This window comes from Kitasatospora sp. NPDC043949 (assembly GCF_056435365.1).
This window is the reverse complement of the sequence record NZ_JBWKEQ010000022.1, coordinates 75,416-96,544: the sequence shown is the minus strand read 5'-3', so window position 1 is coordinate 96,544 and position 21,129 is coordinate 75,416. Positions and strand designations below refer to the sequence as shown.

Here is a 21,129-nt window from a genome sequence, read left to right as displayed (position 1 = left end):
CGCCGAGCAGCGGAATGGGAGTCAACGGCGATGACCGAGACCGAGACCTACGAGACGATCCTGGTCGAGCGCAAGGGCCGGGTGGGGCTGATCACGCTCAACCGGCCGAAGGCGCTCAACGCGCTGAACACCCAGCTGATGAACGAGGTGGTCGCGGCCGCCACCGCCTTCGACCGGGACCCGGAGATCGGCTGTCTGGTGATCACCGGCTCGGAGAAGGCGTTCGCGGCCGGCGCCGACATCAAGGAGATGCAGGGCAACCGGTTCCCGGACGTCTACCTGGACGACTGGCTGGGCCCCTGGGACCGGCTCGGCGCGCTGCGCAAGCCGGTGGTGGCGGCGGTGGCCGGGTTCGCGCTGGGCGGCGGCTGCGAGCTGGCGATGCTGTGCGACATCCTGCTGGCGGCGGACACCGCGAAGTTCGGGCAGCCGGAGATCAAGCTCGGCGTGATCCCGGGCATCGGCGGCTCGCAGCGGCTGACCCGGGCGGTCGGCAAGGCGAAGGCGATGGAGCTGTGCCTGACCGGCCGGATGATGGGCGCCGAGGAGGCCGAGCGGGCCGGCCTGGTCTCCCGGATCGTCCCGGCGGACCAGCTGCTGGCCGAGGCCCTGACGGTGGCCGAGACCGTCGCGGCGATGTCCACCCCGGCGGCGGTCATGATGAAGGAAAGCGTCAACCGCGCCTTCGAGACGACCCTCGCCGAGGGCGTCCGTTTCGAGCGCCGGCTGTTCCACGCGGCGTTCGCCACGGCGGACCAGAAGGAGGGCATGGCGGCGTTCGCCGAGAAGCGCCCGCCGTCCTTCACCAACCGGTGACCTGGCCGCTCACGACTGACAGCTGACGGGTAACAGCCGACAAGCAACAGATAACAGCTGACAGATTTCGTCATCTGAAATCTGTCAGCTGTTATCTGTTATCTGTTATCTGTCGGCTGTTACCCGTCAGCCGCCATCACACCTCGTCCACCAACGCGGTGTTGAGCCGGGCGAGCCCGCTACGGGTGGCGGCGACCACGATCTGGTCGCCGGGGGTGAGGCGCCGGGTGCGGTCGGGGAAGTTCCACTGCAACTGCGCGCTGCGGGCGAACCGGACGGCGATCACCCGGACGCCGCCCGGGTCCTCCAGGTCGTGCCGGTTCATCCCGATCAGCCCGCTGCCGTCCTCGACCGTCAACTCGGCGATCAGCAGCACGTGCCGGAACACCGACAGCATCCCGCGCACCTCGCGCCCCATCAGGGCGGCGGCGAAGGCGGGTGCGGCCAGGTACGAGACCGAGCGCGAGGCCGCGTTGTCCAGCGTCGCGTAGAAGTGCCCGGCGAAGTTGTCATCGAACAGCCGCACCACCACCCGGACTTCGGGATTCCCGTGGCGCGCCTCCAGGGCCGCCTCCAGGTTGGTGGCGTCGTCGCCGCTGACCGCGACCAGCGCCCGACTGTGCTTCAACCGGGCGCGGCGCAACTGCTCCTCGAACGGGCCGTCGCCCAGGACCACCGGGATGCCGAGCGCCCGGGCGGCGGCGATGCCCCGGGCCTGCGGGTCGCGCTCCATGCAGACCACCGGCACACCCAGTTCGTGCAGTTGGGCCGCGACCCGGGTGCCGACGTTGCCGAGGCCGACGACGATCACGTGGTCCCGGGTGCCGGCCCCGGGGTTGCGGGGCTGCCCGCGCCGCCCGGAGCCGAGCACCTCGACCGCGATGGCGGTGGCGACCGGGGCGAAGGTGATCCCGCAGATGGTGATCACCACCTGTGCCACCCGCTGCCACAGCCCGCCCGTCCCGGTCCCGGCGGCGATGTCGGCGAGTTGGTCGGGCTGGGCGGCGCCCGCGAGGTCGAGCAACGAGATGTAGAGGGTCCAGCCGAAGTTCCGGTTCAGGTACCAGAGCACGCCGAAGGCCATCAGCACTGCGGCGAGGGCGGTGAGCAGCACCAGCCGCATCCGGGCGCTGGTGAAGAAGCGCATCATGTCGAGCAGCCGCCAGCGCGCCCGCCGCGCCCAGCTGATCGGTTCCCTGGGTTCGATGCGCAGCGCTTGGAGGGCGGCCACGCCGCCCGGCTCCTCCTCGGGCACCGGCTCCTCCTCGGGCACCGGCTCCGGTTCCGCGTCGCGGCGGACGCCACCGGGGCGCACCGGCCCGTCGTCGCCGAACTCGCTGGCGAGCCGGACGAAGTCGGCCGAGTCGCCGCGCTGTTCGGGCAGCAGGCGGATCCTGCTGAGGTCCTGGCGGTCGATGTGGTCGGCGACCACGCAGATCCGGTCGGAGGTGATGGCGTCGTCGAAGGCGATGTGCAGGAAGCGTCCGCCGATCTCGACCGAGTTGGGCCGCCCGAGCGCCGCCGCGGCGAAGGCGGGTGCGGCGGTGGCGGAACCGGAGAGCGCGGCACCGTTCCTGAGCAGCCGTTCGATGTTCTCGCCGAGGCGCTGGTTGAACATCCGGAGCACGATCCGGATGTCCGGGTTGTGGCCTTGGGCGCTGAGCGCGGCGTGGATGTTGTCCTGGTCGCTGCCCTCGACGAGGGCGAGGCCGCGGGCGGTGTCGATCGACACCTCGCGCAGCGCCTCGTCGGTGATGCTGGCGTACTCGACGACGGCGGCGACGCCGGGGAGTTGCTCGATCTGCGGCGCGTGGTCGCGGGTGCGATCGGCGACCAGGACGACGACCGGGACCTCGTAGTGCTCGACGAGTTCCAGGACCAGCCGGTGGGCGAGTGCGTTGCCCCCGCAGACGATGTAGTGCTGACTGACCGGCTCGACCGAACGGGTCCCCCACCCTTCAGAAGTCATACCGCCGGATGATATCGACGGCAGGCGGCCGGACGGTGTCGTTCCGGCGACCGGAAGGCCACCGGAGCCGCTCCATCGAACATTCGTCTCCTCCGTGCTCCCTCTCCCGTCCCCCTTCCATCCCCCTCCGCCTCCTCTCCTCCCTCTCCTGTCTCCGTCCCCCGAAAGGCCGTACCCGACGCGCCGGTCGGCGGTGGCCCGGCCAGTCTGGGGTTCGACCCCTGCCCGTCCCCGGCCCCGAGGAGTACACCACCGTGGTTTCCCCGATCATCACCCCCGACGGTTCCCCGGTCCAGGGTCCGCTCGGCCAGCTCGCCAAGGCCGCCTGGCAGGTCCTGCTGCTCGCCGGAATCGTCTCGCTGGCCCTCGGAATCGTCGTCTTCGTCTGGCCGAGGGAGACCCTGCTGGTGGTGGGCGTGCTGTTCGGCCTCTACCTGCTGGTCATCGGCATCGTGCAGTTGGTCGCCGCGTTCGGCACCCACGCGTCCACCGCACTGCGGGTGCTGGCCTTCATCAGCGGGGCGATCTGCGTCCTGCTGGGGCTGCTCTGCTTCCGCAGCGCGGCGCAGTCGCTGGTCCTGCTGGCGATCTGGATCGGCATCGGCTGGCTGTTCCGGGGCATCACTCAGCTCGCCGCCGCGGTCTCCGACCCGGAGATGCCGGCCCGTGGCTGGCAGGCCTTCGCAGGAGCGGCCAACACGGTGGCCGGTGTGCTGCTGCTGGTCTGGCCGGTCGGTTCGATCGCCGCGTTGACCGTCCTGGCCGGCTGCTGGCTACTGATCCTCGGGCTGATCGAGATCGTGACGGCCCTCCAGATGCGAGGCCGGGCCAAGCAGATCCCGGCGGGGGTCTGACTTCACGACCTGACTTCACGGGCCTGACTTCACGGGCCTGACTTCACGGGCCTCACTCCGCAGCTAGCGCATCGGCGCGTAGCCGATCCGGAACGTGGCGGCCTCCAGCCGTTCCGGCGTGAGCCGGACGTCCGTCAGCCGCTCGGCCAGCGCGAACGCGGCCTCGGTGTGCAGGTCATGACCCTCCCCGTCGAGCTGGAAGCCGCAGGCCGTCAGCAGCGCGGGGACACCGGGGGCGTCGGCGTCCGAACCGTGCCGCTGGGTGGGGAACAGCGGCTCGAACTGGAGCCGGCAGCTGCCCTGCTCCCACCAGTTGAAGTGGTCCACCGCGACGGCGTTCCGGAAGTGCGAGACCAGCCGGGTGCCGTCGGCGAGGCGGCGGATGACGTCGGGCAGGCTGCCGAGGTAGCCGAAGACCTCGACGACGACGGCCCACCCGTCGAGTTCGGTGACGGCGACGAGCAGCCGGTCATCCTCCGGCTCGATCCGGGCCTCCGCCTCCTCGTCCTCCCCGTCGTCGAAGGTCTCCCAGGCGGCGACCACGGCGTCCAGGCCGGTGACCTCCCGACCGGGCAGGGCGCCGAAGCGGCGCAGCAGTTCGTCGGCGGTGATCCCCTCGACCAGCGTCAGGCAGTGGGCCGCCCCGGGGATGGGGTAGCGCTGCTCGAACCAGGTGTAGTCGGTGGCGTGTGCAGTCATGCGCCGATGCTGCCAGCTGCCTGTGACACCGCCGGCCGGGGCGGCGGTTGCGCGGCGTCCTCAGAGCCAGACCGGCGCGTCCGTCCCCCAGCGCCCCGGCGGGCGGGACCAGTCGGTGGGCGCGCCGGTGTAGGCGATGGGCGGCAGGGCGTGGCGCAGCCGTCCGTAGGCGGAGTCGGTCTCGGCGAGCCACCGGGCCGGGTCGTACGCCCCGGTGTCCGGAGCGCCGTCCGCCGGGGTAGCAGGGGCGGGCGCCTCGGGCGGGATGCCGTGCAGCAGCCACGAGGCCGTACCGGCGAGGGAGAACCGCAGGTGGCGGCCGCCGGGCCGACCGGTGCGCTGCTCGGTGAGGGCGCGCAGGACGGCGGCGGCGACGAGGTAGCCGGTGCCGTGGTCGAGGGCCTGGGCGGGCAGTACGCCGGGGCGGCCGTCGGGGCCGGCCTCGTGGGCGGCGATGCCGACGCCGGCCTGGACGAGGCTGTCGAAGCCGCGCCGGCCGGCCCAGGGGCCGGTCCAGCCCCAGGCGCAGAGCTGCGCGACGATCAGGCCGGGGTGGCGGGCCGACAGTGCGTCGGGGGCGAGGCCGTGCTCGTCGAGGGCGCCGGGGCGGTAGCCGGTGACGAGGACGTCGGCGGTGGCGAGCAGGCCGTCGAAGACGGCTCGGTCAGCGGGATCGGCGAGGTCGAGGCGGGTGGAGCGCTTGCCGAAGCCGGTGTCGGCGTGGGCGTCGTCGGCCTCGGGGAGCTGGGGCGGGTCGACGCGCAGGACGTCGGCGCCCAGCAGGGCGAGGGTGCGGGTGGCGACCGGTCCGGCGATGACCCGGGTGAGGTCGAGGACGCGGATCCCGGCGGCGGGCCGCTCCGGGCCGGCGTCGCCGAGCGGGCGGACGGGCGCGGTGCCGGTCACCCGGCTCTCCACCAGGGGGTGCATGGTGGCACTCGCCGGCGCGACGGCGACGGCGAGCGCCCCCGCTTCGAACGCCCGCTCCTGGACCTGCCCCGCCGGCAGTCCGCCCAGCAGCTCGGCGAGTTGTTCGGGCCCGGCGTCGGCGGGCAGGTCGAGGGCGGCGAGCAGTCGGGTGCGGTGGTGCGGGTAGTTGGCGTGGGTGCGGACCCAGCCGTCGGCGGTGCGCCAGAAGCCGGAGTGCGGGGCGAAGCTGACGGGCGTGCGACCGTCGACGGTCAGGTGGCGTTCGCTGACGAAGGCGGTGGCGACGGCGCCCTGGTCCACCCGGACAGCGGGGACCGGGCCGCCGGCGCGGTGGGCGGCGAGTTCGGCGGCGGCCAGCGAGCAGGCGGCCACGGTGGCCCGGGCGAGCCGGCGCACCGGCAGGCCGGAGGGCAGGACGTCGCCGGGGCCGTGGAAGGAGACCCGCCCCAGCAGGTCGGCCGATCCGCCGAGGGCGGTCCAGAGTTCGGCGGTGGGCCGGTCCGTGGGTTCCCCGCCGGGGGCGGGCTGTTCGGTGGGCACGGCCTGATCGGTGGAGGCGGGCTGATCGGCGGGCACGGCCTGATCGGTGGAGGCGGGCTGATCGGCGGGCCGGGTGCCGGGGAAGGTCGGACGCTCTGTCATGCCCGGCATTGTGCTCCCGTTCTCAGGCGCTCGCCGTGACGCCCGCCACCAGCATCAGCAGCACCGCCGAGACGAGGGTCATCCGGCGCGCCGCGCGCGGGGTGCCGCCGAGCCGTCCGCCCAGGCGTCCGCTGGCGTGCGCGACCAGCCCGTACACGACGGCGCAGGCCAGCACGTTGAGCGAGCCGAGGGCGAGCACCTGCCCGCCGACCGGCAGCGCGGCGCCCGGCTCGACGAACTGCGGCACCAGGGAGAGGTAGAGCAGCAGCCCCTTGGGGTTGAGCAGGGCGGTCAGCATGCTCTGGCGCAGCACGGTCGCGGTGGGCTGCGGCTTGGGCTCGGTGAGGGCCGTGGCGCCCCCGCCCTTGCGCAGCGCGAGCAGCATGGTGACGGCCAGCACCAGCAGGTACGCGGCGCCGGTGAGGCGCAGGACGGGCAGGGCGGCGGGGACGGCACGCAGCGCGGCGGCCAGGCCGGCGCTGGAGAGCAGGGTGTGGACGGCGTAGCCGGCGCAGACGCCGCCGACCGCGGTGAAGGCGGCGCGCCGGCCCTGGCCGAGGCCCCGGGCGGCGATGTAGAGCCAGTCGGGCCCCGGTGTGCAGACCAGCAGCAGGTCGACTCCGAGGAAGAGGAGGAGGGCGTGGGTGTCCATGGGTGGCGGTGACCTGTCGTGCTCGTTCGGGCGGGTCCCGGCCGTTGGTCCGGTGATCCTCGCGGCACCTGTCCGGTGCGTTCGGTCACTGAAGGTAGCCGGATAGCCCTGGCACACGATGGCCACTTCCTGCTCGCCCGGCCCGCGTTTTGGCAGAATATTGCGCCATGGACCGAATCGACCGCAGAATCCTCCGCGAGCTCCAGCAGGACGGCCGCCTGACCAACGCCGACCTGGCCGCCCGGGTGGACCTCACCCCCTCCCCCTGCCTGCGCCGGGTCCGACAACTGGAGCAGGACGGCGTGATTCGCGGCTACCGCGCGCTCCTGGACGGCACGGCGGTCGGACGCGGCTTCCAACCCTTCGTCACGATCACCATGCGTCACGAGGATCAGGTGACGGTCGCCGAGTTCGAACGCCGGGTGGCGGAGCTGCCGGAAGTGGTGGAGGCGCACCGCCTCTTCGGGGAACCCGACTACCTGCTGCGCATCGCGGTGGCCGACATCGCCTCGTACGAGCGCTTCATCACCGACGTGCTCTCCGGCCTGCCGGGGATCGCGCAGGTCAACTCCCATCTGACGATGAAGCAGGTGAAGGCCGACCGGGGGCTGCCGATCGGCGGGTAGGGCGCGAACGGGGGCTCGGAGGGCTGGAGGGTTCGGAGGGCTCGGAGGGCTGGAGGGTTCGGAGGGCTCGGAGGGCTGGAGGGTTCGGAGGGCTCGGAGGGCTCGGACGGTTCAGAACGTGAAGCGCAGCGACCGGACCCGGTGGTCGAAGTTGGACGGAACGATGTCCGGCTCGCCGACCGACCGCACCTCGGGCAGCCGGGCGAACAGCTCGCGGAACAGCACCTTCATCTCCTGCCGTGCCAGGTGCGCCCCGATGCAGTAGTGCGGCCCTCCGCCGCCGAAGCCGAGGTGGGGGTTGGGCGTGCGGGTGATGTCGAACGCGTCCGGGTCGGGGAAGACCGTCTCGTCCCGGTTGGCCGAGCCGAAGAACAGTGCGACCTTCTCTCCCGCGTGCAGCAGCGGGCCCCCGGGGCCGCCGAGCTCGTGGTCGACGGCGAGGGTCCGGCGGAAGTGGATGATCGGCGTGGCGTGGCGGATGATCTCGTCGACCGCACCGCCGAGCCCCCCGTCGAGGTCCGCGAGCAGCAGGGCGCGCTGCTCCGGGTGCGCGGTCAGCAGGTGCAGGCCGTGGGCGAGCGCGTTGCGGGTGGTCTCCACGCCGGCCACCAGCAGCAGGGAGAAGAACGCGCCGAGTTCGCGTCCGGTGAGCCGACGGCCGTCCACGTCGGCGGTGACCAGGGCGGAGATCAGGTCCTCGGTGGGCCTGCGGCGGCGCTCACGGCCGATCGAGGCGACCATGCCCTGCATGCGGGCCAGTGCCAGCAGCCCGCGCCCGGGCATCCGGATCCGGCGGCGCAGCGGGCGGGCCACGCCGATGTTCTCGGAAGCGTGGTTGACCTGGTCCAGGATCATTCGGCGCGGGTGTTCCGGGATCCCCATCATGGTGCAGATCACCTGGAAGGGGAGCTCGGCGGCCACGGAGGTGACGAAGTCCTCCGGCCGCCGCCGCTCGACGTCGTCGACCAGGCGGGTGGCGACGCGGCGGATGTCCTCCTCTACCTGGCCGAGCAGCCGGGGGGTGAAGGCTCGCGAGACGATCCTGCGCAGCTGGGCGTGCCGGGGGTCGTCGAGGTTGACCATCGAGTCGCCGAACACCAGCCGGACCCAGCGGGGCGGTTCCGGGGTGGTGACGCCGGGGCCGCTGAGGAACACCGCGGGGGTGCGGCTGGCCTCGACCACGTCGGCGTGGCGGACCAGCGCGTGGAAGCCCCGACCGGTGGCGGGATCTCCGAAGAACACCGGCGCGGGGAGTCGGCGCAGTTCGGCGAAGGCGACCGCGCGGGCGGGGGCGGGCAGCTGCCAGAAGCGGGGGTCGGCGAGGTCGGCGGCGGGGGCCGCCAAGCCGGTCGAGGTCTCCATGGCCGGGCCTCCTGCTTCGCGTTCGGGGTCCGCCCGGCGGCCACCATCGGTGCCGGGGTGTGCACATTTAGTGAGCAAGCGGAGGGCGATGTCAAACCGCGTCGATGGTCGTACGAACGGGTTGGTGCGGCGGCCGGACCGGGTGTCTCGACGCGCGGCGGCACGGGGCCGGGCATGGTCTCACGGGGTGGAACCGGCCAATACCGGAGGGTGCGGTCCGGGCCGGGCGGGACGGGTGCGACGATGAGTGCCATCGTGATGACCGACCGGATCCGCCTGCTGCGCGCCGTGGTCTTCGCCGCGCTGTGCGTGGCGCTGGCCGCCGCGGCGCACGTCGCCATGGCCGGAGCCGGGGTCTCACCGCCGGTGCTGGCCGGCGCGTTCGGGGCCGTCCTCGGTCTGACCTGGCTGCTCGCCGGCAGGCGGCGCGGGCTCGGCGCGATCAGCGCCTGGATGGTCGCGGCGCAGAGCGCGCTGCACCTGCTGTTCGAACAGGCCGCGGCGCTCGGCCGGGGAGGCGGCGGTCTCGGCCGGCTCGCCACCACGGACTGGGCCTCGCTGCTGCTCTGCAACCCCGAGCGGATCCCCGGCGGGCTCTCCCCCGTCGAGCTGGCCCGGATGGCGGGCCTCGACCCGGACGTCCCGCCCGCCGCCAACGGCCTGCACGCCATGGCGGGCATGCACCACGGGACGGCGGCGGCGGGTGTGGTTTCCGCCCCGGTATCGGTATCGGTACCCACGTCCGCGTCGGTCTCCGTGTCGGTCTCCACGTCCGCTTCGGCTTCGGCTGATGGGACGGCGCTGGACGTGGCCGGGATGGCAGGGATGCCCTCCGGGACGACACACGGCATGGCACACGGGATGGCGCACGGGATGTCCCTCGGGATGATCGCCGCCCACGCGCTCGCCGCGCTGGCCTGCGCGCTGCTGCTGTGGCGCGGTGACGCCGCGCTGGTCCGGCTCTTCGACCTGCTCGGCGCGCTCGGCACCGTGGTCGCGGGAGTGCTGGTGCTCCCGCTGCTGGCGCTGTTCGCGCGCCCCTTCGGCTACCGCCCGCCGACTGCGCCCCGGCCCACCGGCGGCCGGACCCGGCCATCCCGGTCGGTGCTGCTCACCCATGCCGTGGTCCGGCGCGGCCCGCCGGCGCTCGCCCTCGCCTGCTGACGCGCCCGCCGCCCCCACTCCTCCGCCCCCGGCAGCCCACCGCCGCCGGGGACCGCAGGGCCCACGGGGTTCGCTCGACGGGCAGGTCGCCCTGCCGCTCGGCCGTGCCTTCGCCGCCGTGCCGCCAGGGCCCGGACCCGCGCCCGCCCACCGTCTCCTCCGTGGAGGCGCCGTGGGCAGCGCGGAAGTCCCATGGACCGCCGGCGGCGCCGCCTCGGGTGGCGCCGCTCCCAGCCCTCCCCTCAGGACCTTCGCATGCCTGACTACGACGGCGCACCGGCTTGGGCCGGCGCCACCGTCCTACCGCTCCACGGCCTCCGGCCCGTCCGGGGCCTGACCGCCCCCGAGCCCCCTCACGCCGAGCCCCCTCACGCCGAGCCCGTCCAGCAAGCGGGCCGACCACTCCTCCGACGGACCGGCGGCGGCGCTCACCCGGACGCGGCCGCGCAGTTGCTCGGCCCGCTCCAGCCACGCTCGGCAGCCGGCGCAGCGCGCGACGTGCCCGTCCAGCCGGCCATCCGGCAGTCCGGTCGGTTCGCCGTCGAGCCGGGCCGACAGGGCGGTACGGAACTGCGCGCATCTCATACGACCATCGTCCCGCACTGCCCTCGCGGTGGGACCGGCCGGGTGGGAGGCCGCCGTGGATGACGAGCAGCTCACCGCGCTCGCGCTGACCGCCCGCGCGGGCCGGGCCCCGGACGTCGAGGCCTTCGTCCGTGCCACCCAGCGGGACGTCTGGCGGTTCGTCGCCCACCTCACCGACGTCCAGTCCGCCGACGACCTCGCACAGGAGACCTTCCTGCGCGCGCTGCGCGGCTTGCCCGCGTTCGCCGGCCGCTCCTCGGCCCGCACCTGGCTGCTGTCGATCGCCCGGCGCACGGTGATCGACCGGTACCGGACGGCCGCCGCCCGACCGCGCTGCGCGGCGCTGCCGGACTGGCAGGAGGCGGCGGAGCGACAGGGGGCCGAACCGGCGGCCGGGTTCGAGGACGGCGTCGCGCTCGGGGACCTGCTCGACCGGGTGCCCGCCCAGCGGCGGGAGGCCTTCGTGCTCACCCAGGTGGTCGGCCTGAGCTACGCCGAAGCGGCCGAGGTCGCCGGTTGCCCGATCGGCACCGTACGCTCCCGAGTCGCCCGCGCCCGGGAGGAGCTGATAGCCCGGCTCCGCGCGGCCGAGGGCGGGGAACTCGCAGCGGCCTGCTGAGCGGACGGACGGCAGGTGGCGGCAACAGATGACAACTAACAGATAACAGATTTCGAAATCTGTTATCTGTTAGTTGTCGGTTGCCATCTGTCCGTCGCCCGCCACCCCCGCCCGCCCATCCGTCGGCCCATCCGAAAATTCCCCCACATGTTCGGAACTGGAGCCCCCGCGCCTCCGACTGCTGTACCGGACCCCGCCGCCGAGGCGGTGTCCGGGACAGCAGCCGGGCAACGGAGGGACTCCATGGCAGCGCAACAGCCACTGGCCGCCGCCACACTGACGGACCGTCAATTCGATGCAGCGGACCGGTGGATCCTGGTCGTGGCCGCCGGGCTGCTCTCGTTCGTCGCGATGCTCGACATGAACGTGGTCAACCTGGCCCTCACCGATATCTCGGCCAGCCTGCACGTGTCCGCCGGGGTCGCCCAGTGGGCCACCCTCGGCTACCAACTCCCTCTGGTGGCGCTCCTCCTGCCCGCCGGGCGCTGGCTGGACCAGGTGGGCACCCGCTCGGCGCTGCTGCTCGCCGTCAGCTGCTTCGCCGCGTGCAGCGTGCTGGCCTCCCTCGCCCCCTGGGCGGGCTGGCTGATCGCCGCCCGGCTGCTCCAGGGCGCCTTCGGCGCGGTGCTGTTCGTCCTGATGCCTGTGCTGGCCGCCACCTCCGTCCGCCCCGAGTCCCGCGGACGGGCGATGAGCGTCCCGGCGACGCTCGGCCCGCTCGGCGCCGTCACCGGGCCGGTCATCGGCGGCCTGCTGCTGGACCACTTCGGCTGGCGGGCGGTCTTCCTGATCAAGCTGCCGGTCTGTCTGGCCGCCGTGCTGATCGTGCGCCGGTACGCCCCGCGGCGGGGCCGCCTGCGCCCGCCCGACCGGGCATCACTCGGCGACGCCGCCCTGATAGGCGCGGCCGTCGCCGCCGTGCTGCTCGCGCTGACCCTGGCCCCGGAGGCGCCGCTGTGGCTGCTGCTGGCGCTGCCCGCCGCCCCTCTGGTGCTGGTCTGGCTGCGCCGCCCCGGGGGCAGGCCGGTCGCCGAGGTGCTGCGGGCCGCCGGAACCGTCGGGGTCAACGCGTCGGTGCTGGCCCTCGCCGCCGGCTTCGCGGCCTGCCACTACCTGCTCGCCCAGCACCTGCGCGGCCCGGGTGGCGAGAGCGCCACCGCCACCGCGCTCACCATGCTGGCCTTCCCGCTCGGCATGGTGCTGGCCGGCCGGGCCGGCGGGCGGCTGGCCGACCGCTGGGGCGCCCGCCCGACCGCACTCGCCGGCGCCACCGTCACCACCCTCGGCCTGGCGCTGCTCGTCCCGCTGGACACCGGCTGGTCCGCCGCCGACGTCGCCTGGCGGCTCGCCCTGGCCGGTGTCGGGATGGGCCTCAACGGCGGCCCCACCCAGGCCCTGGTGATGACCGCCTCGCCCCCCGGGAAGCTCGCCACCGCGGGCTCCGCCGTCCAACTGGCCCGCAGCCTGGGCTTCGCCCTCGGCCCGGCCCTGGCCGGCGCCGCCGCGCTGGCCGGCGACCGCGCCACCACCGGCACCCGGGCGGGCATCGCCATGGCCGCCCTGGTCGCGGCGACGGCCGTGGTCCTGCTCGCCCTGCACCGCCGTCCACGGACCTGAGACCGCCGGACCGCGTCTCCCCGCGCCCGCGCCCGCACCCCCAGAGCCCGCGCCCCCAGAGCCCGCACCCCGTCATGCCCGCACGACCGGAGGAACACCGCAGATGACCGACACCGTCCACGATCCGGCGCCGGCCCACCCGGCGGACGAGCCGCGCTGCCCGTACGGGTACGACCAACTCCCTGACCCCGTACCGCTGTACGGCCCCGCGTACAAGAGCGACCCGTACCCGCTCTACCGGCGGATGCGCGAGGCCGGGCCGGTACACCGGGTGGAGTTCCCGAGCGGCATCCACGCCTGGCTGGTGACCGGCTACCAAGCCGCCCACGAGGCCCTCAACGACCCCCGGTTCGGCAAGAACCACGCGCTGGGCAACGAGGACTGGCGCAAGCTGGCGTCGATCATGCCGGAGCCGCAGCACTCCCAGTTGCAGGTCCACCTGCTGCACCAGGACCCGCCCAAGCACACCACGATGCGCAGGCTCGTCCTGGACGCCTTCGCGCCGCGTCGGGTGGAGTCGTTGCGCCCGCGCTTCCAGGAGCTGGCCGACGCACTGGTCGACGAACTGCCCGAGGCCGGCGGCGCCGACCTGGTGGCCGGCTTCGCGGCACACTTCCCGTTCCGGGTGCTCGCCGAAGTGATCGGCCTGCCATCCGAGTTGGCGAGGCGATTCGACCGCGACTGGGGCAAGGTCGTGCAGCCCGTCGGCCCGCACGACCCGGGCCGCCCGGCGTACGAGGCGCGGCTGCGCGGCCTCCAGACGTACATCGCCGACGTCGTCGCCCACAAGCGCGCCGGGAACCCCGCCGATGATCACGACCGACACGACCCGGCCACGGCCGGCGCCGACCTGCTGGGCCGGCTCGTCGCCGCCCACGACGCGGGCGAGTTGAGCCGCGAGGAGCTCGACTCCATGGTGTTCCAGCTGCTGGTCGCGGGCCAGGAGCCGGTCACCAACCAGATCACCACCATGCTGATCACCCTGCTGCGCCACCCGGACCAGCTCGCCCGGCTGCGCGGCTCCCTCTCCGAGGGGCCCGCCCACGACCCCGACCTGCTGGCCCGCGCGGTGGAGGAACTGCTGCGCCACGACGCCGCGTTCGAGCTCACCACCTGGCGTTTCCTCGCCGAGGATGGAGACCTGTTCGGGACCACCGTCCCGGCCGGCGACTCGGTGATCGTCTCGCTGTGTGCCGCCAACCGGGACGAGACGCGGTTCCCGGACGCGGACCGCCTCGACCTCGACCGCACGCCCAACGCCCATCTCGCCTTCGGCCACGGCATCCACTACTGCCCCGGCGCCGCCCTGGCCCGGGCCGAACTCCAGACCGCCATCGCCACCCTGCTCACCCGGCTGCCCGGGCTGCGCCCGTCCGCAGCCGCCGGCGAGGGCCTGGACTCCCTCGCCTGGATCCCCGCCGTCCTGGCGCGCGGGGTCAACCGGCTGCCCGTCGGCTACGACCGGCGGGTCTGAGCCGGGGCCCTCGGCCACCGCACGAACACCCCGAGGCCGCCCGCCGACGTCTACCCGGCGTCCGCTCCACGCCCGCACCACCTTCCACGGAGGACCACCATGCCGCCCGCCGGCACCGTTTCCACCCGCCACCACCGCACCGCACCCGGGCCCACACCCGCGCCCGAGCCCGCGAACACCGGGGGCGGCGCCGACCCGCAGTCCGACCCGCAGTCCGCCGCGCGGCTCGCCGCCCGGATCCTCGGCCTGCTGCTGCCGCACCGCCGCGCCTCCGACCCGGGGCTGGACGCCAAGCCCGAGCATTTCCCGTTCCAGATAGCCCAGTTGACGGACTTCATCACCGCCGGCGACCCGATCCTGTTCACCCTGCCCGGTTTCCCCTGCAAGTCGCCGAATCCCGCGAAGGTGCTCAGCCACCTGCCCGACGAGGGCGAGCGACTGTCGCTCACCTTCCTCGACGGGCTCTGCGCGGAGATCGGCGGGTACTACGAGCCCGGCGCGCGGATCCTGATCTGCTCGGACGGCCACATCTTCGGCGACCTCGTCCACGTCCCCGACGACCACATCGACGAGTACTCCGACGAGTTGACGGCGATGATCGCACGCGAGGACCTCTCCCACCTCGCCACCTTCGACCTGCGGGACGTCCTCGGCGACCTGCCGTACGACGACAAACGCGCCCGGGTGCACGCCCAGTACGCGCCGAGCGTCGAGGAGTTGCGCGAGCTGGTGCTGACGGACGAGGAGACCCTGCGGCTCTACCGCGGCATCACCCGCTTCCTGACCGACGACACCGTCGGCTTCACCGGCACCCGCTCCGCCCTGCAACGCGACTGCCGCCGCCGCGCGTACGGGGTGATCCAGCGCAGCCGCGCCTGGGGCGAGTTGATCGCCGAGCAGCACCCCCGGTCGGTCCGGCTCTCCATCCACCCGCAACCGGCGGGCGCACCGAAGTTCGGCATCCGGCTGCTGGAGGCCGCCGACGCCTGGATGACGCCCTGGCACTCATCGGTACTCCACCGTGCCGACGGGGACTGGGAGTTGCTGCGCAGCGAGGACGCCGCGCAGCGCGGCCGGCTGGTCGAACTCGACGGCCGGCCGAGCCACTACGAGGCGTTCTGACGCGCGGGCCCCACCTCGGCAGCCTGCACCCCCTCGACCCCCGCCCCACCAGCGTCCGCCCCGGCCCCGGCACCCTCCACCGGGGCCGGGGCCGGGGCGGTCGGGACGGCCGGCGTGCGGTGGTCGAAGGCGATCAACGGGTCGCCGGTGAGCGGGTGTTCGACCACCGCGGCCCGAACGCCGAAAACCTCGGCCAGCAGCTCCGCGGTCAGCACCTCGCGCGGCGCCCCGGAGGCCACCAGGGCGCCGCGGTGCAGGACGTGCAGCCGGTCGCAGACGGAGGCGGCGGCGTTGAGGTCGTGCAGCGCGACCAGGGTGGTGCGGCGCTGGTCCCGCAGCAGGGCGAGGAGTTCGACCTGGTGGCGGACGTCCAGGTGGTTGGTCGGCTCGTCCAGCACCAGGACGTCAGGCTGCTGGGCGAGCGCGCGGGCCAGCAGCACCCGTTGCCGTTCGCCCCCGGACAGTTGGGCGAAGCGGCGGTCGGCGGCATCCGCCATGCCGACGCGTGCCAGCGCGTCGGCGGTGATCCGGTGGTCCTCGGCGTCGTCGGCGGCGAACGACCGCTTGTAGGGGGTGCGGCCCATCGCGACCACTTCGCGGACGCTCAACTCGAAGTCCCCGCCCCGCTCCTGCGGCAACGCAGCGATGTGCCGGGCGGACTGCGCGGGGCGCAGCCCGGCCAGGTCGCGCCCGGCCAGCAGCACCCGCCCGGCGCTCGGCCGCAGGTGCCGGTAGACGGTGCGCAGCAGGCTGGACTTTCCGCTGCCGTTGGGCCCGACCAGGCCGGCGATCTCCCCCTCCTCGGCGACCAGGTGGACGCCGGCCACCACCGCCCGCCCGGACAGGGTGACGCTCAGGTCCTCGACGGCGATCCTCACGTGCGCTCCAGTCGTCGGTCCAGCAGGTAGAGCAGGGTGGGGGCGCCGAGGACGGCGGTGACCACGCCGATCGGCAGTTCCTGGCCGTCCAGCGCGGTGCGGGCCACGGTGTCGACCACGACCAGCAGCAGCGCGCCGGTGAGCGCGGACAGCGGCAGCAGGCGCCGGTGGTCGCCGCCGACGAGCAGACGGCAGACGTGCGGCACCATCAGTCCGACGAAGCCGATCGCGCCGGAGACCGCGACCAGCACGCCGGTCAGCACGCTGGTGACGACGAAGACCTCCCGGCGCAGCCGGGTGACGTCCACGCCGAGCCCGGCGGCCGTCTCGTCGCCCATGAGCATCGCGTTGAGCCCGCGGGCACGGGCCTGGAGCAGGGCCAATCCGAGCGCCACCGCGACGGCGGGGACGGCGAGTTGGGCCCAGACGGCGCCGCCGAGACTGCCCATCAGCCAGAACAGCACGCCACGGGTCTGCTGCTCGTCGCGGGTCTGCAGGACGAGGTAGCTGGTGATGCCGCCGAGGAACTGGGCGATGGCGATGCCCGCGAGGACCAGGCGCAGCGGGGAGAAGCCGCCGCCGCGCCGGGCCGCCAGCCAGACCAGGGAGAACGCGGCGAGCGCGCCGGCGAAGGCCGCCAGGGAGACGGTGAGGCCGAGCGCGCTGCCGAAGGCGAGGTCGAGGCCGAGCGAGGTGCCGAGGACGATCGCGGCGACCGCCCCGAGGGAGGCGCCGGAGGAGATGCCGAGCAGGTAGGGGTCGGCGAGCGGGTTGCGGACCAGGGCCTGCACGGCCGTGCCGACCAGGCCGAGCCCGGCCCCGACCATCGCCGCCAGCAGGGCGCGCGGGACGCGCAGCTGCCAGACGATGAGGTCGCGGGTGCCGGGTTCGGGGGCCCGCCCGGTGAGGTGGTGGGCGACCACCGACCAGACCTCGCCGGGCGGGATGTCCACTGCGCCGAACGACACGGCGGCGGTCAGCGCGAGTACCAAGGCGGCGATCAGCGCGACGGCCAGCGGCCCGGCCCGCAGGGTGCGGGCCGGGCGGGGCTCGTCGCGCCGTTCGGCGGAGACGGCCGACGTCACCGGCTACTGCCCGTTCTTGACGAGGTCGGGGTGGACGGTGGCGGCGATCTGCCGGACGGCATCGGCGTTGCGCACGCCCGCGATGGTGGTGACCTCGGAGCCGAGCCGCACGAAGTGGCCCTCCTGGACGGCCTTCAGGCCCTGGGTCGCGGGAAAGCCACGCAGGAACGCCTCGGCGTCGTCGAAGGCCTTGCGGGTGGCCTCCTCACTGCCCCGGTTGCGGACGGCGAGCTGGATCCAGTCCGGGTTCTTGGCGACGACGTCCTCCCAGGAGCCGGGCTTGAAGTCGGCGTCGCAGTCGGCGAACACGTTGCGGGCGCCGGCCTGGGTGATCACCGCGTTGGCGACCTGCCGACCGCAGACCGCCACCGGCTGCTTGGTGCCGGCGTCGAAGTCGAAGACGAAGTAGCCGGGCCGCTGCGCCTCCGCAACGCCGGCGAGGGCGGTGCGCACCTCGCCGATCTGCTTCTCCATCCCGGTGACGAGTTCCTCCGCACGGGCGGCCGTGCCGGTGACCGCGCCGAGGCGGCGGATGTCGTTCTCGACCCCGGACAGGTCGGTGCGCGGCGCCTTGGCGGCCTTGGGGGTGCCGGCGCAGGCGGTCGAGAGGAGGTAGACGTGCTGGATGCCGGCCGCCGCGAACTCCTCCTCGCTGGGCCCGGTGGCGCCACCGCCCATCATCGGCATCGCGCCGAAGGTGTCGACGTACAGGTCGGCGCCGGAGCCGAGCAGCTTCTCCTTGGGGATGGTCTTGTCGCCGAGCACCGGCACCTTGGCGCCCTGTTCGGCCAGGGCCGGCGGGAGAGTGCCCTTGCCGGGCGGGAAGCCGGTGCCGATCACCCGGTCGCCCGCGCCGAGTTGGAGCAGTATCTCCAGGGCGGCGGCGTTGCTGGTGACGATCTTGGCGGGGGCCTTGGCGATGGTGGACTCGCGGTCCGCGCAGTCGGCCACCTTGACGGGATAGCCGCCGGCCGGGGCGGTCTGGGCGGCGCCGGCCGCGCCGCGCTCTCCGCCTCCCCCGCCGCCGTTTCCGACGCCGTTTCCGGCGCCGCTTCCGCAGGCCGTGGCGAACAGGGCGACGGCGGCCGCGATTCCGCAGACAACGCGAGGGCGCATGACAATTCTCCTGGTCGGTGATCGTGCTCGGGGCCCGTCCTGCGAACCCGGACCAGGTAGTCGGCCGGACCGTCCGGGGGGTTCCCGGGGATTTCCGCACCGCCCGGCTCCCGTTCACCCGCCGGCCGCTGCCCGTTCGCCGCCCGACCGCCGCCCATCCGCGAACCCCCGGCGTAGGGTGACCGGATGGCCGATCCCACCGTCCTGCGGGACGATCTCGACCTGCCCGTCCGGTTCGGCCCGCGCCCGCCGCGCCGGGTGGTGTCGTTGGTGCCGTCGCTGACCGAGGCGGTCGCCGCCACCGCACCCGGGCTGCTGGTCGGCGCCACCGACTGGTGCAGCCATCCGGCCGACCTGGCGGTCACCAGGATCGGCGGCACCAAGAACCCGGACGTGCCGGGCATCCTCGCCCTCGCCCCGGACCTCGTCCTCGCCAACGACGAGGAGAACCGGCGCCCCGACCTGGACGCGCTGCGGGCGGCCGGCCTGCCGGTCTGGGTCACCGACATCCGCACCCTGGACGACGCGTTCCGCTCGCTCGACCGGCTGCTCACCGCCGCCTGTGCGCTCCCGCGCCCGGACTGGCTGGACCGGGCCGAGGCAGCGTGGTCCCCGGTCCGGCGCCCGCCGGACGGCCCGCGGGCGATCGTTCCGGTCTGGCGCCGCCCGTGGATGGTCCTGGGCCGCGACACCTTCGCCGGGGACCTGCTGCGCCGCCTCGGCCTCCGGCTCGTCCACGCCGGGCACGCCGAGCGCTACCCCGCCATCCCGCTGCCCGAACTGCTCGCCTGCCGCCCTGAGTTGGTGGTCCTCCCGGACGAGCCGTACCGCTTCACGACACAGGACGGCCCCGAGGCGTTCCCCGGCGTCCCGTCGGCGCTGGTCAGCGGACGCCACCTGACCTGGTACGGACCGTCCCTGGTGACGGCGCCGACGGTCCTCGCGCACGCGTTGGACCACCCGTTCGTACGGGGCTCGAACGGCACATCGTAGGATGACCGCCACTCACCGGGACCGCCGGTGACGAGTGGGGGGAACCACAGTGGCAGTCAGCGCATCCCGGAGAGCACTGGTCATGGTGTCGGCCGCAGCAGTCTCGACGGCCGTCCTGGCCGGCTGCGGCACCAAGCACGCCGACAACCACCAGAACAGCGCGCCGGACACCACGGCGGTCGCCGCCACCGGGACGCCGACCGAGACGCCGAGCGCGAGCCCGTCCGCGACCGCCACCCCGACGCCGACCGCCTCCCCGACGGCCAGTGCCTCCCACAGCCCGAACCCGTCCGCGAGCAAGTCCAGCAAGCCCGCCCCGACCACCCCGGCCCCGACCGCCACCAAGCCCGGCGCCCCGAGCAGCCCGCCCGCCGCTCCCACCACACCGCCCCCGGTCGCCAAGCCCGCCGTCGTGGCCCCCGTGCCCGTCGCCAAGCCCGGCCCGGTCGCTCCCCCGCCGCCGCCCGCTCCGCCGACCCCGCACGTCCCGCCGCTGCAGAGCAGCTGCCAGCCCAGCAAGCCCCAGCCCGACGAGCCCAAGGAGGCCGTCGGCGCGGCCCTCGCCACCGCCGCCGGCCAGGCCCGCACGCTCAACCTCAGCAGCGGCGGCACCGACAAGCTCCCGCCGCTGCCCGTCAACCTGGTCAAGGCGATCGCCTGGCAGGAGAGCGGCTGGCAGTCCGGCATCCTCGCCTGCGACGGCGGGATCGGCACCATGCAGATCATGCCGAACACGATCAGCTGGATGAACAGCAAGTTCGGCACCACCTCCGATGCGAAGACCCTCCCCGGGAACGTCCAGCTCGGCACCCAGCTGCTCGACTGGCTGGTCGCCTACTACGGCGACTCCTCCTTCGACGGCAAGTACGACCTCTCCCCCGACCCGGCCACCGGCAAGACGCCGCTGCTCGACCTCGTCATCTCCGCGTACAACGCCGGGGCGGGCAACGTGCACTACAACACCGTCACCGACCCGGCCACCGGCCAGGTCGTCGGCAGCCTGGTCATCCCCAACCCGGGATACGTGGCCAACGTCAAGGCGTTGATGACCGGCCAGCCGTGGACCAAGACCGGCTGACAAACCCCCGAACCCGCGCGGGACGGCGGAAGGGCCCGGAACGCGGTCTCGCGTCCCGGGCCCTTCGCCGTTGTTCCCCGCTGGTACGTCAGCCCCGCGCGGTAGTGACGGCGGCGCCCAGCGCCTCCTTGATCCGCGGCCCGAGGCGGGCGAAGCCCAGCTCCTTCATCGCCGCCCGCAGCAGTTCCTCCTCCGTACGCTTCACACCGTCACCGTCCACCCACCGGACGACGGCGAGCAGCTCGTCGGCCGAGTAGGCGGTCACGGGCCGGCCGGGCGTGAAGTCCGGCTTCTCGGGCCGGCCGGCCGCGACGGGCGCGGACTCGACGGCGGGCGCGGACTCGACGGCGGGCGCGGGCTCGACGACCTCGGCCACCGGCTCCGCAACGGCGGCGGGCTCCGCAACGGCGGCGGGCTCAGCAACGGCGGCGGGCTCAGCAACGGCGGCGGGCTCAGCAACCGGCTCGACCTCGGCCACCGGCTCCGCGACGGCGACAGCAGGCGCCTCCTCGACGGCCTCGGCCTCAGCCACCGGCTGCACGTCCTCAATGGCCTCGGTCGCTTCAACCGACTCCACGACGACAGCGGCGGGCGCCTCCTCGACGGCCTCAGCCTCGACCACCGGCTCCGCAACAGCGGCAGGCTCAGCAACCGGCTCGACCTCGGCCACCGGCTCCACGACAGCGGCGGGCTCAGCGATCAGCTCAACCTCGGCCACGGGAACCTCGACCGCGTCGACCTCGGCAACCGTCTCAGGCTCCGCAGCTTCCTCGACCTCGACCACCAGCTCCGCAACGGCGACGGCGGGCGCCTCCTCGACGGCCTCGACCTCGACCACCGGCTCCACG

Annotated in this window: 20 protein-coding genes; 10 read left to right on the top strand and 10 right to left on the bottom strand. The window is 74.0% G+C overall.

Going from position 1 to position 21,129, the window contains the following annotated elements:
- The first annotated feature begins 30 nt into the window (after positions 1–30).
- Positions 31–816, top strand: coding sequence for an enoyl-CoA hydratase (locus AC07AL_RS19830; protein ID WP_371520303.1), 786 nt, complete (start codon positions 31–33; stop codon positions 814–816).
- A 136-nt stretch (positions 817–952) separates the two neighbouring features.
- On the opposite strand, the gene AC07AL_RS19825 is transcribed toward AC07AL_RS19830, so the two are convergent.
- Positions 953–2,785, bottom strand: coding sequence for an NAD-binding protein (locus tag AC07AL_RS19825; RefSeq protein ID WP_400843616.1), 1,833 nt, complete (start codon positions 2,783–2,785; stop codon positions 953–955).
- A 254-nt stretch (positions 2,786–3,039) separates the two neighbouring features.
- Between AC07AL_RS19825 and AC07AL_RS19820 the strand changes: the two genes are divergently transcribed.
- On the top strand, positions 3,040–3,639 hold the full coding sequence (locus AC07AL_RS19820) for an HdeD family acid-resistance protein (protein WP_363579522.1): 600 nt from the start codon (positions 3,040–3,042) through the stop codon (positions 3,637–3,639).
- Between the two features lie 63 nt (positions 3,640–3,702).
- Here AC07AL_RS19820 and AC07AL_RS19815 read toward each other — a convergent pair whose 3' ends face one another.
- The 3 genes from AC07AL_RS19815 to AC07AL_RS19805 are packed head-to-tail and all read right to left on the bottom strand — an operon-like array spanning position 3,703 to position 6,562.
- Positions 3,703–4,338, bottom strand: a complete 636-nt coding sequence (locus AC07AL_RS19815) for a DUF6461 domain-containing protein (RefSeq protein WP_363579524.1) — start codon at positions 4,336–4,338, stop codon at positions 3,703–3,705.
- Between the two features lie 60 nt (positions 4,339–4,398).
- Positions 4,399–5,910, bottom strand: a complete 1,512-nt coding sequence (locus AC07AL_RS19810; protein ID WP_363579526.1) for a CoA transferase — start codon at positions 5,908–5,910, stop codon at positions 4,399–4,401.
- Positions 5,911–5,932: 22 nt separating this feature from the next.
- Positions 5,933–6,562 (bottom strand): LysE family translocator, encoded by a 630-nt coding sequence (locus AC07AL_RS19805; RefSeq protein WP_363579528.1) that lies wholly within the window; start codon positions 6,560–6,562, stop codon positions 5,933–5,935.
- Between the two features lie 167 nt (positions 6,563–6,729).
- On the opposite strand from AC07AL_RS19805, the gene AC07AL_RS19800 reads away from it, so the two are divergent.
- Positions 6,730–7,188, top strand: coding sequence for an Lrp/AsnC family transcriptional regulator (locus AC07AL_RS19800; RefSeq protein ID WP_400843622.1), 459 nt, complete (start codon positions 6,730–6,732; stop codon positions 7,186–7,188).
- 111 nt (positions 7,189–7,299) lie between these two features.
- Here AC07AL_RS19800 and AC07AL_RS19795 read toward each other — a convergent pair whose 3' ends face one another.
- Positions 7,300–8,550, bottom strand: a complete 1,251-nt coding sequence (locus AC07AL_RS19795) for a cytochrome P450 (RefSeq protein ID WP_478317850.1) — start codon at positions 8,548–8,550, stop codon at positions 7,300–7,302.
- Between the two features lie 243 nt (positions 8,551–8,793).
- Here AC07AL_RS19795 and AC07AL_RS19790 point away from each other — a divergent pair, with 243 nt between their 5' ends.
- Positions 8,794–9,714 (top strand): hypothetical protein, encoded by a 921-nt coding sequence (locus AC07AL_RS19790; RefSeq protein WP_478317849.1) that lies wholly within the window; start codon positions 8,794–8,796, stop codon positions 9,712–9,714.
- A 300-nt stretch (positions 9,715–10,014) separates the two neighbouring features.
- On the opposite strand, the gene AC07AL_RS19785 is transcribed toward AC07AL_RS19790, so the two are convergent.
- Complete coding sequence (locus AC07AL_RS19785; protein WP_478317848.1) at positions 10,015–10,299, bottom strand: zf-HC2 domain-containing protein; 285 nt, start codon at positions 10,297–10,299, stop codon at positions 10,015–10,017.
- 55 nt (positions 10,300–10,354) lie between these two features.
- On the opposite strand from AC07AL_RS19785, the gene AC07AL_RS19780 reads away from it, so the two are divergent.
- The 4 genes from AC07AL_RS19780 to AC07AL_RS19765 all read left to right on the top strand — a co-directional run bounded on the left by AC07AL_RS19780 (position 10,355) and on the right by AC07AL_RS19765 (position 15,131).
- The gene (locus AC07AL_RS19780) at positions 10,355–10,918 is read left to right on the top strand and encodes a sigma-70 family RNA polymerase sigma factor (RefSeq protein WP_363579536.1); all 564 of its coding nucleotides are present in this window, start codon (positions 10,355–10,357) and stop codon (positions 10,916–10,918) included.
- Positions 10,919–11,161: 243 nt separating this feature from the next.
- Positions 11,162–12,535, top strand: coding sequence for an MFS transporter (locus tag AC07AL_RS19775; protein ID WP_478317847.1), 1,374 nt, complete (start codon positions 11,162–11,164; stop codon positions 12,533–12,535).
- Between the two features lie 103 nt (positions 12,536–12,638).
- Positions 12,639–14,009, top strand: a complete 1,371-nt coding sequence (locus AC07AL_RS19770; RefSeq protein ID WP_478317846.1) for a cytochrome P450 family protein — start codon at positions 12,639–12,641, stop codon at positions 14,007–14,009.
- Positions 14,010–14,108: 99 nt separating this feature from the next.
- Positions 14,109–15,131 carry an L-tyrosine/L-tryptophan isonitrile synthase family protein gene (locus AC07AL_RS19765; RefSeq protein ID WP_478317845.1) on the top strand — a complete coding sequence of 341 codons (1,023 nt, stop codon included), beginning with the start codon at positions 14,109–14,111 and terminating at the stop codon, positions 15,129–15,131.
- Here AC07AL_RS19765 and AC07AL_RS19760 read toward each other — a convergent pair.
- From AC07AL_RS19760 to AC07AL_RS19750, 3 genes are read right to left on the bottom strand one after another with little or no spacing between them, the layout of a single operon-like run.
- On the bottom strand, positions 15,116–16,009 hold the full coding sequence (locus AC07AL_RS19760; RefSeq protein ID WP_363579542.1) for an ABC transporter ATP-binding protein: 894 nt from the start codon (positions 16,007–16,009) through the stop codon (positions 15,116–15,118). The genes AC07AL_RS19765 and AC07AL_RS19760 overlap by 16 nt on opposite strands.
- Entirely contained in the window at positions 16,006–17,094 is a 1,089-nt protein-coding gene (locus AC07AL_RS19755) for a FecCD family ABC transporter permease (RefSeq protein ID WP_363579543.1), read from the bottom strand. The genes AC07AL_RS19760 and AC07AL_RS19755 overlap by 4 nt, the downstream gene beginning before the upstream one ends.
- A gap of 3 nt (positions 17,095–17,097) precedes the next feature.
- Positions 17,098–18,210 carry an ABC transporter substrate-binding protein gene (locus AC07AL_RS19750; RefSeq protein ID WP_400984204.1) on the bottom strand — a complete coding sequence of 371 codons (1,113 nt, stop codon included), beginning with the start codon at positions 18,208–18,210 and terminating at the stop codon, positions 17,098–17,100.
- 186 nt (positions 18,211–18,396) lie between these two features.
- On the opposite strand from AC07AL_RS19750, the gene AC07AL_RS19745 reads away from it, so the two are divergent.
- Complete coding sequence (locus AC07AL_RS19745) at positions 18,397–19,203, top strand: helical backbone metal receptor (protein WP_478317844.1); 807 nt, start codon at positions 18,397–18,399, stop codon at positions 19,201–19,203.
- A 49-nt stretch (positions 19,204–19,252) separates the two neighbouring features.
- Positions 19,253–20,281 (top strand): transglycosylase SLT domain-containing protein, encoded by a 1,029-nt coding sequence (locus AC07AL_RS19740; protein ID WP_363579549.1) that lies wholly within the window; start codon positions 19,253–19,255, stop codon positions 20,279–20,281.
- A gap of 88 nt (positions 20,282–20,369) precedes the next feature.
- Here AC07AL_RS19740 and AC07AL_RS19735 read toward each other — a convergent pair.
- On the bottom strand, positions 20,370–21,129 hold a 760-nt coding region (locus tag AC07AL_RS19735; RefSeq protein WP_478317843.1), incomplete at its 5' end, for a hypothetical protein.

Bases quoted from the DNA above. Each gene is read 5' to 3' on its own strand.
- AC07AL_RS19770 (WP_478317846.1), top strand. From the start codon at position 12,639: ATGACCGACACCGTCCACGATCCGGCGCCGGCCCACCCGGCGGACGAG.
- AC07AL_RS19815 (WP_363579524.1), bottom strand. From the start codon at position 4,338: ATGACTGCACACGCCACCGACTACACCTGGTTCGAGCAGCGCTACCCC.
- AC07AL_RS19825 (WP_400843616.1), bottom strand. From the start codon at position 2,785: ATGACTTCTGAAGGGTGGGGGACCCGTTCGGTCGAGCCGGTCAGTCAG.
- AC07AL_RS19765 (WP_478317845.1), top strand. From the start codon at position 14,109: ATGCCGCCCGCCGGCACCGTTTCCACCCGCCACCACCGCACCGCACCC.
- AC07AL_RS19790 (WP_478317849.1), top strand. From the start codon at position 8,794: ATGAGTGCCATCGTGATGACCGACCGGATCCGCCTGCTGCGCGCCGTG.
- AC07AL_RS19785 (WP_478317848.1), bottom strand. From the start codon at position 10,299: ATGAGATGCGCGCAGTTCCGTACCGCCCTGTCGGCCCGGCTCGACGGC.
- AC07AL_RS19750 (WP_400984204.1), bottom strand. From the start codon at position 18,210: ATGCGCCCTCGCGTTGTCTGCGGAATCGCGGCCGCCGTCGCCCTGTTC.
- AC07AL_RS19800 (WP_400843622.1), top strand. From the start codon at position 6,730: ATGGACCGAATCGACCGCAGAATCCTCCGCGAGCTCCAGCAGGACGGC.
- AC07AL_RS19745 (WP_478317844.1), top strand. From the start codon at position 18,397: ATGGCCGATCCCACCGTCCTGCGGGACGATCTCGACCTGCCCGTCCGG.
- AC07AL_RS19830 (WP_371520303.1), top strand. From the start codon at position 31: ATGACCGAGACCGAGACCTACGAGACGATCCTGGTCGAGCGCAAGGGC.
- AC07AL_RS19795 (WP_478317850.1), bottom strand. From the start codon at position 8,550: ATGGAGACCTCGACCGGCTTGGCGGCCCCCGCCGCCGACCTCGCCGAC.
- AC07AL_RS19775 (WP_478317847.1), top strand. From the start codon at position 11,162: ATGGCAGCGCAACAGCCACTGGCCGCCGCCACACTGACGGACCGTCAA.
- AC07AL_RS19805 (WP_363579528.1), bottom strand. From the start codon at position 6,562: ATGGACACCCACGCCCTCCTCCTCTTCCTCGGAGTCGACCTGCTGCTG.
- AC07AL_RS19810 (WP_363579526.1), bottom strand. From the start codon at position 5,910: ATGACAGAGCGTCCGACCTTCCCCGGCACCCGGCCCGCCGATCAGCCC.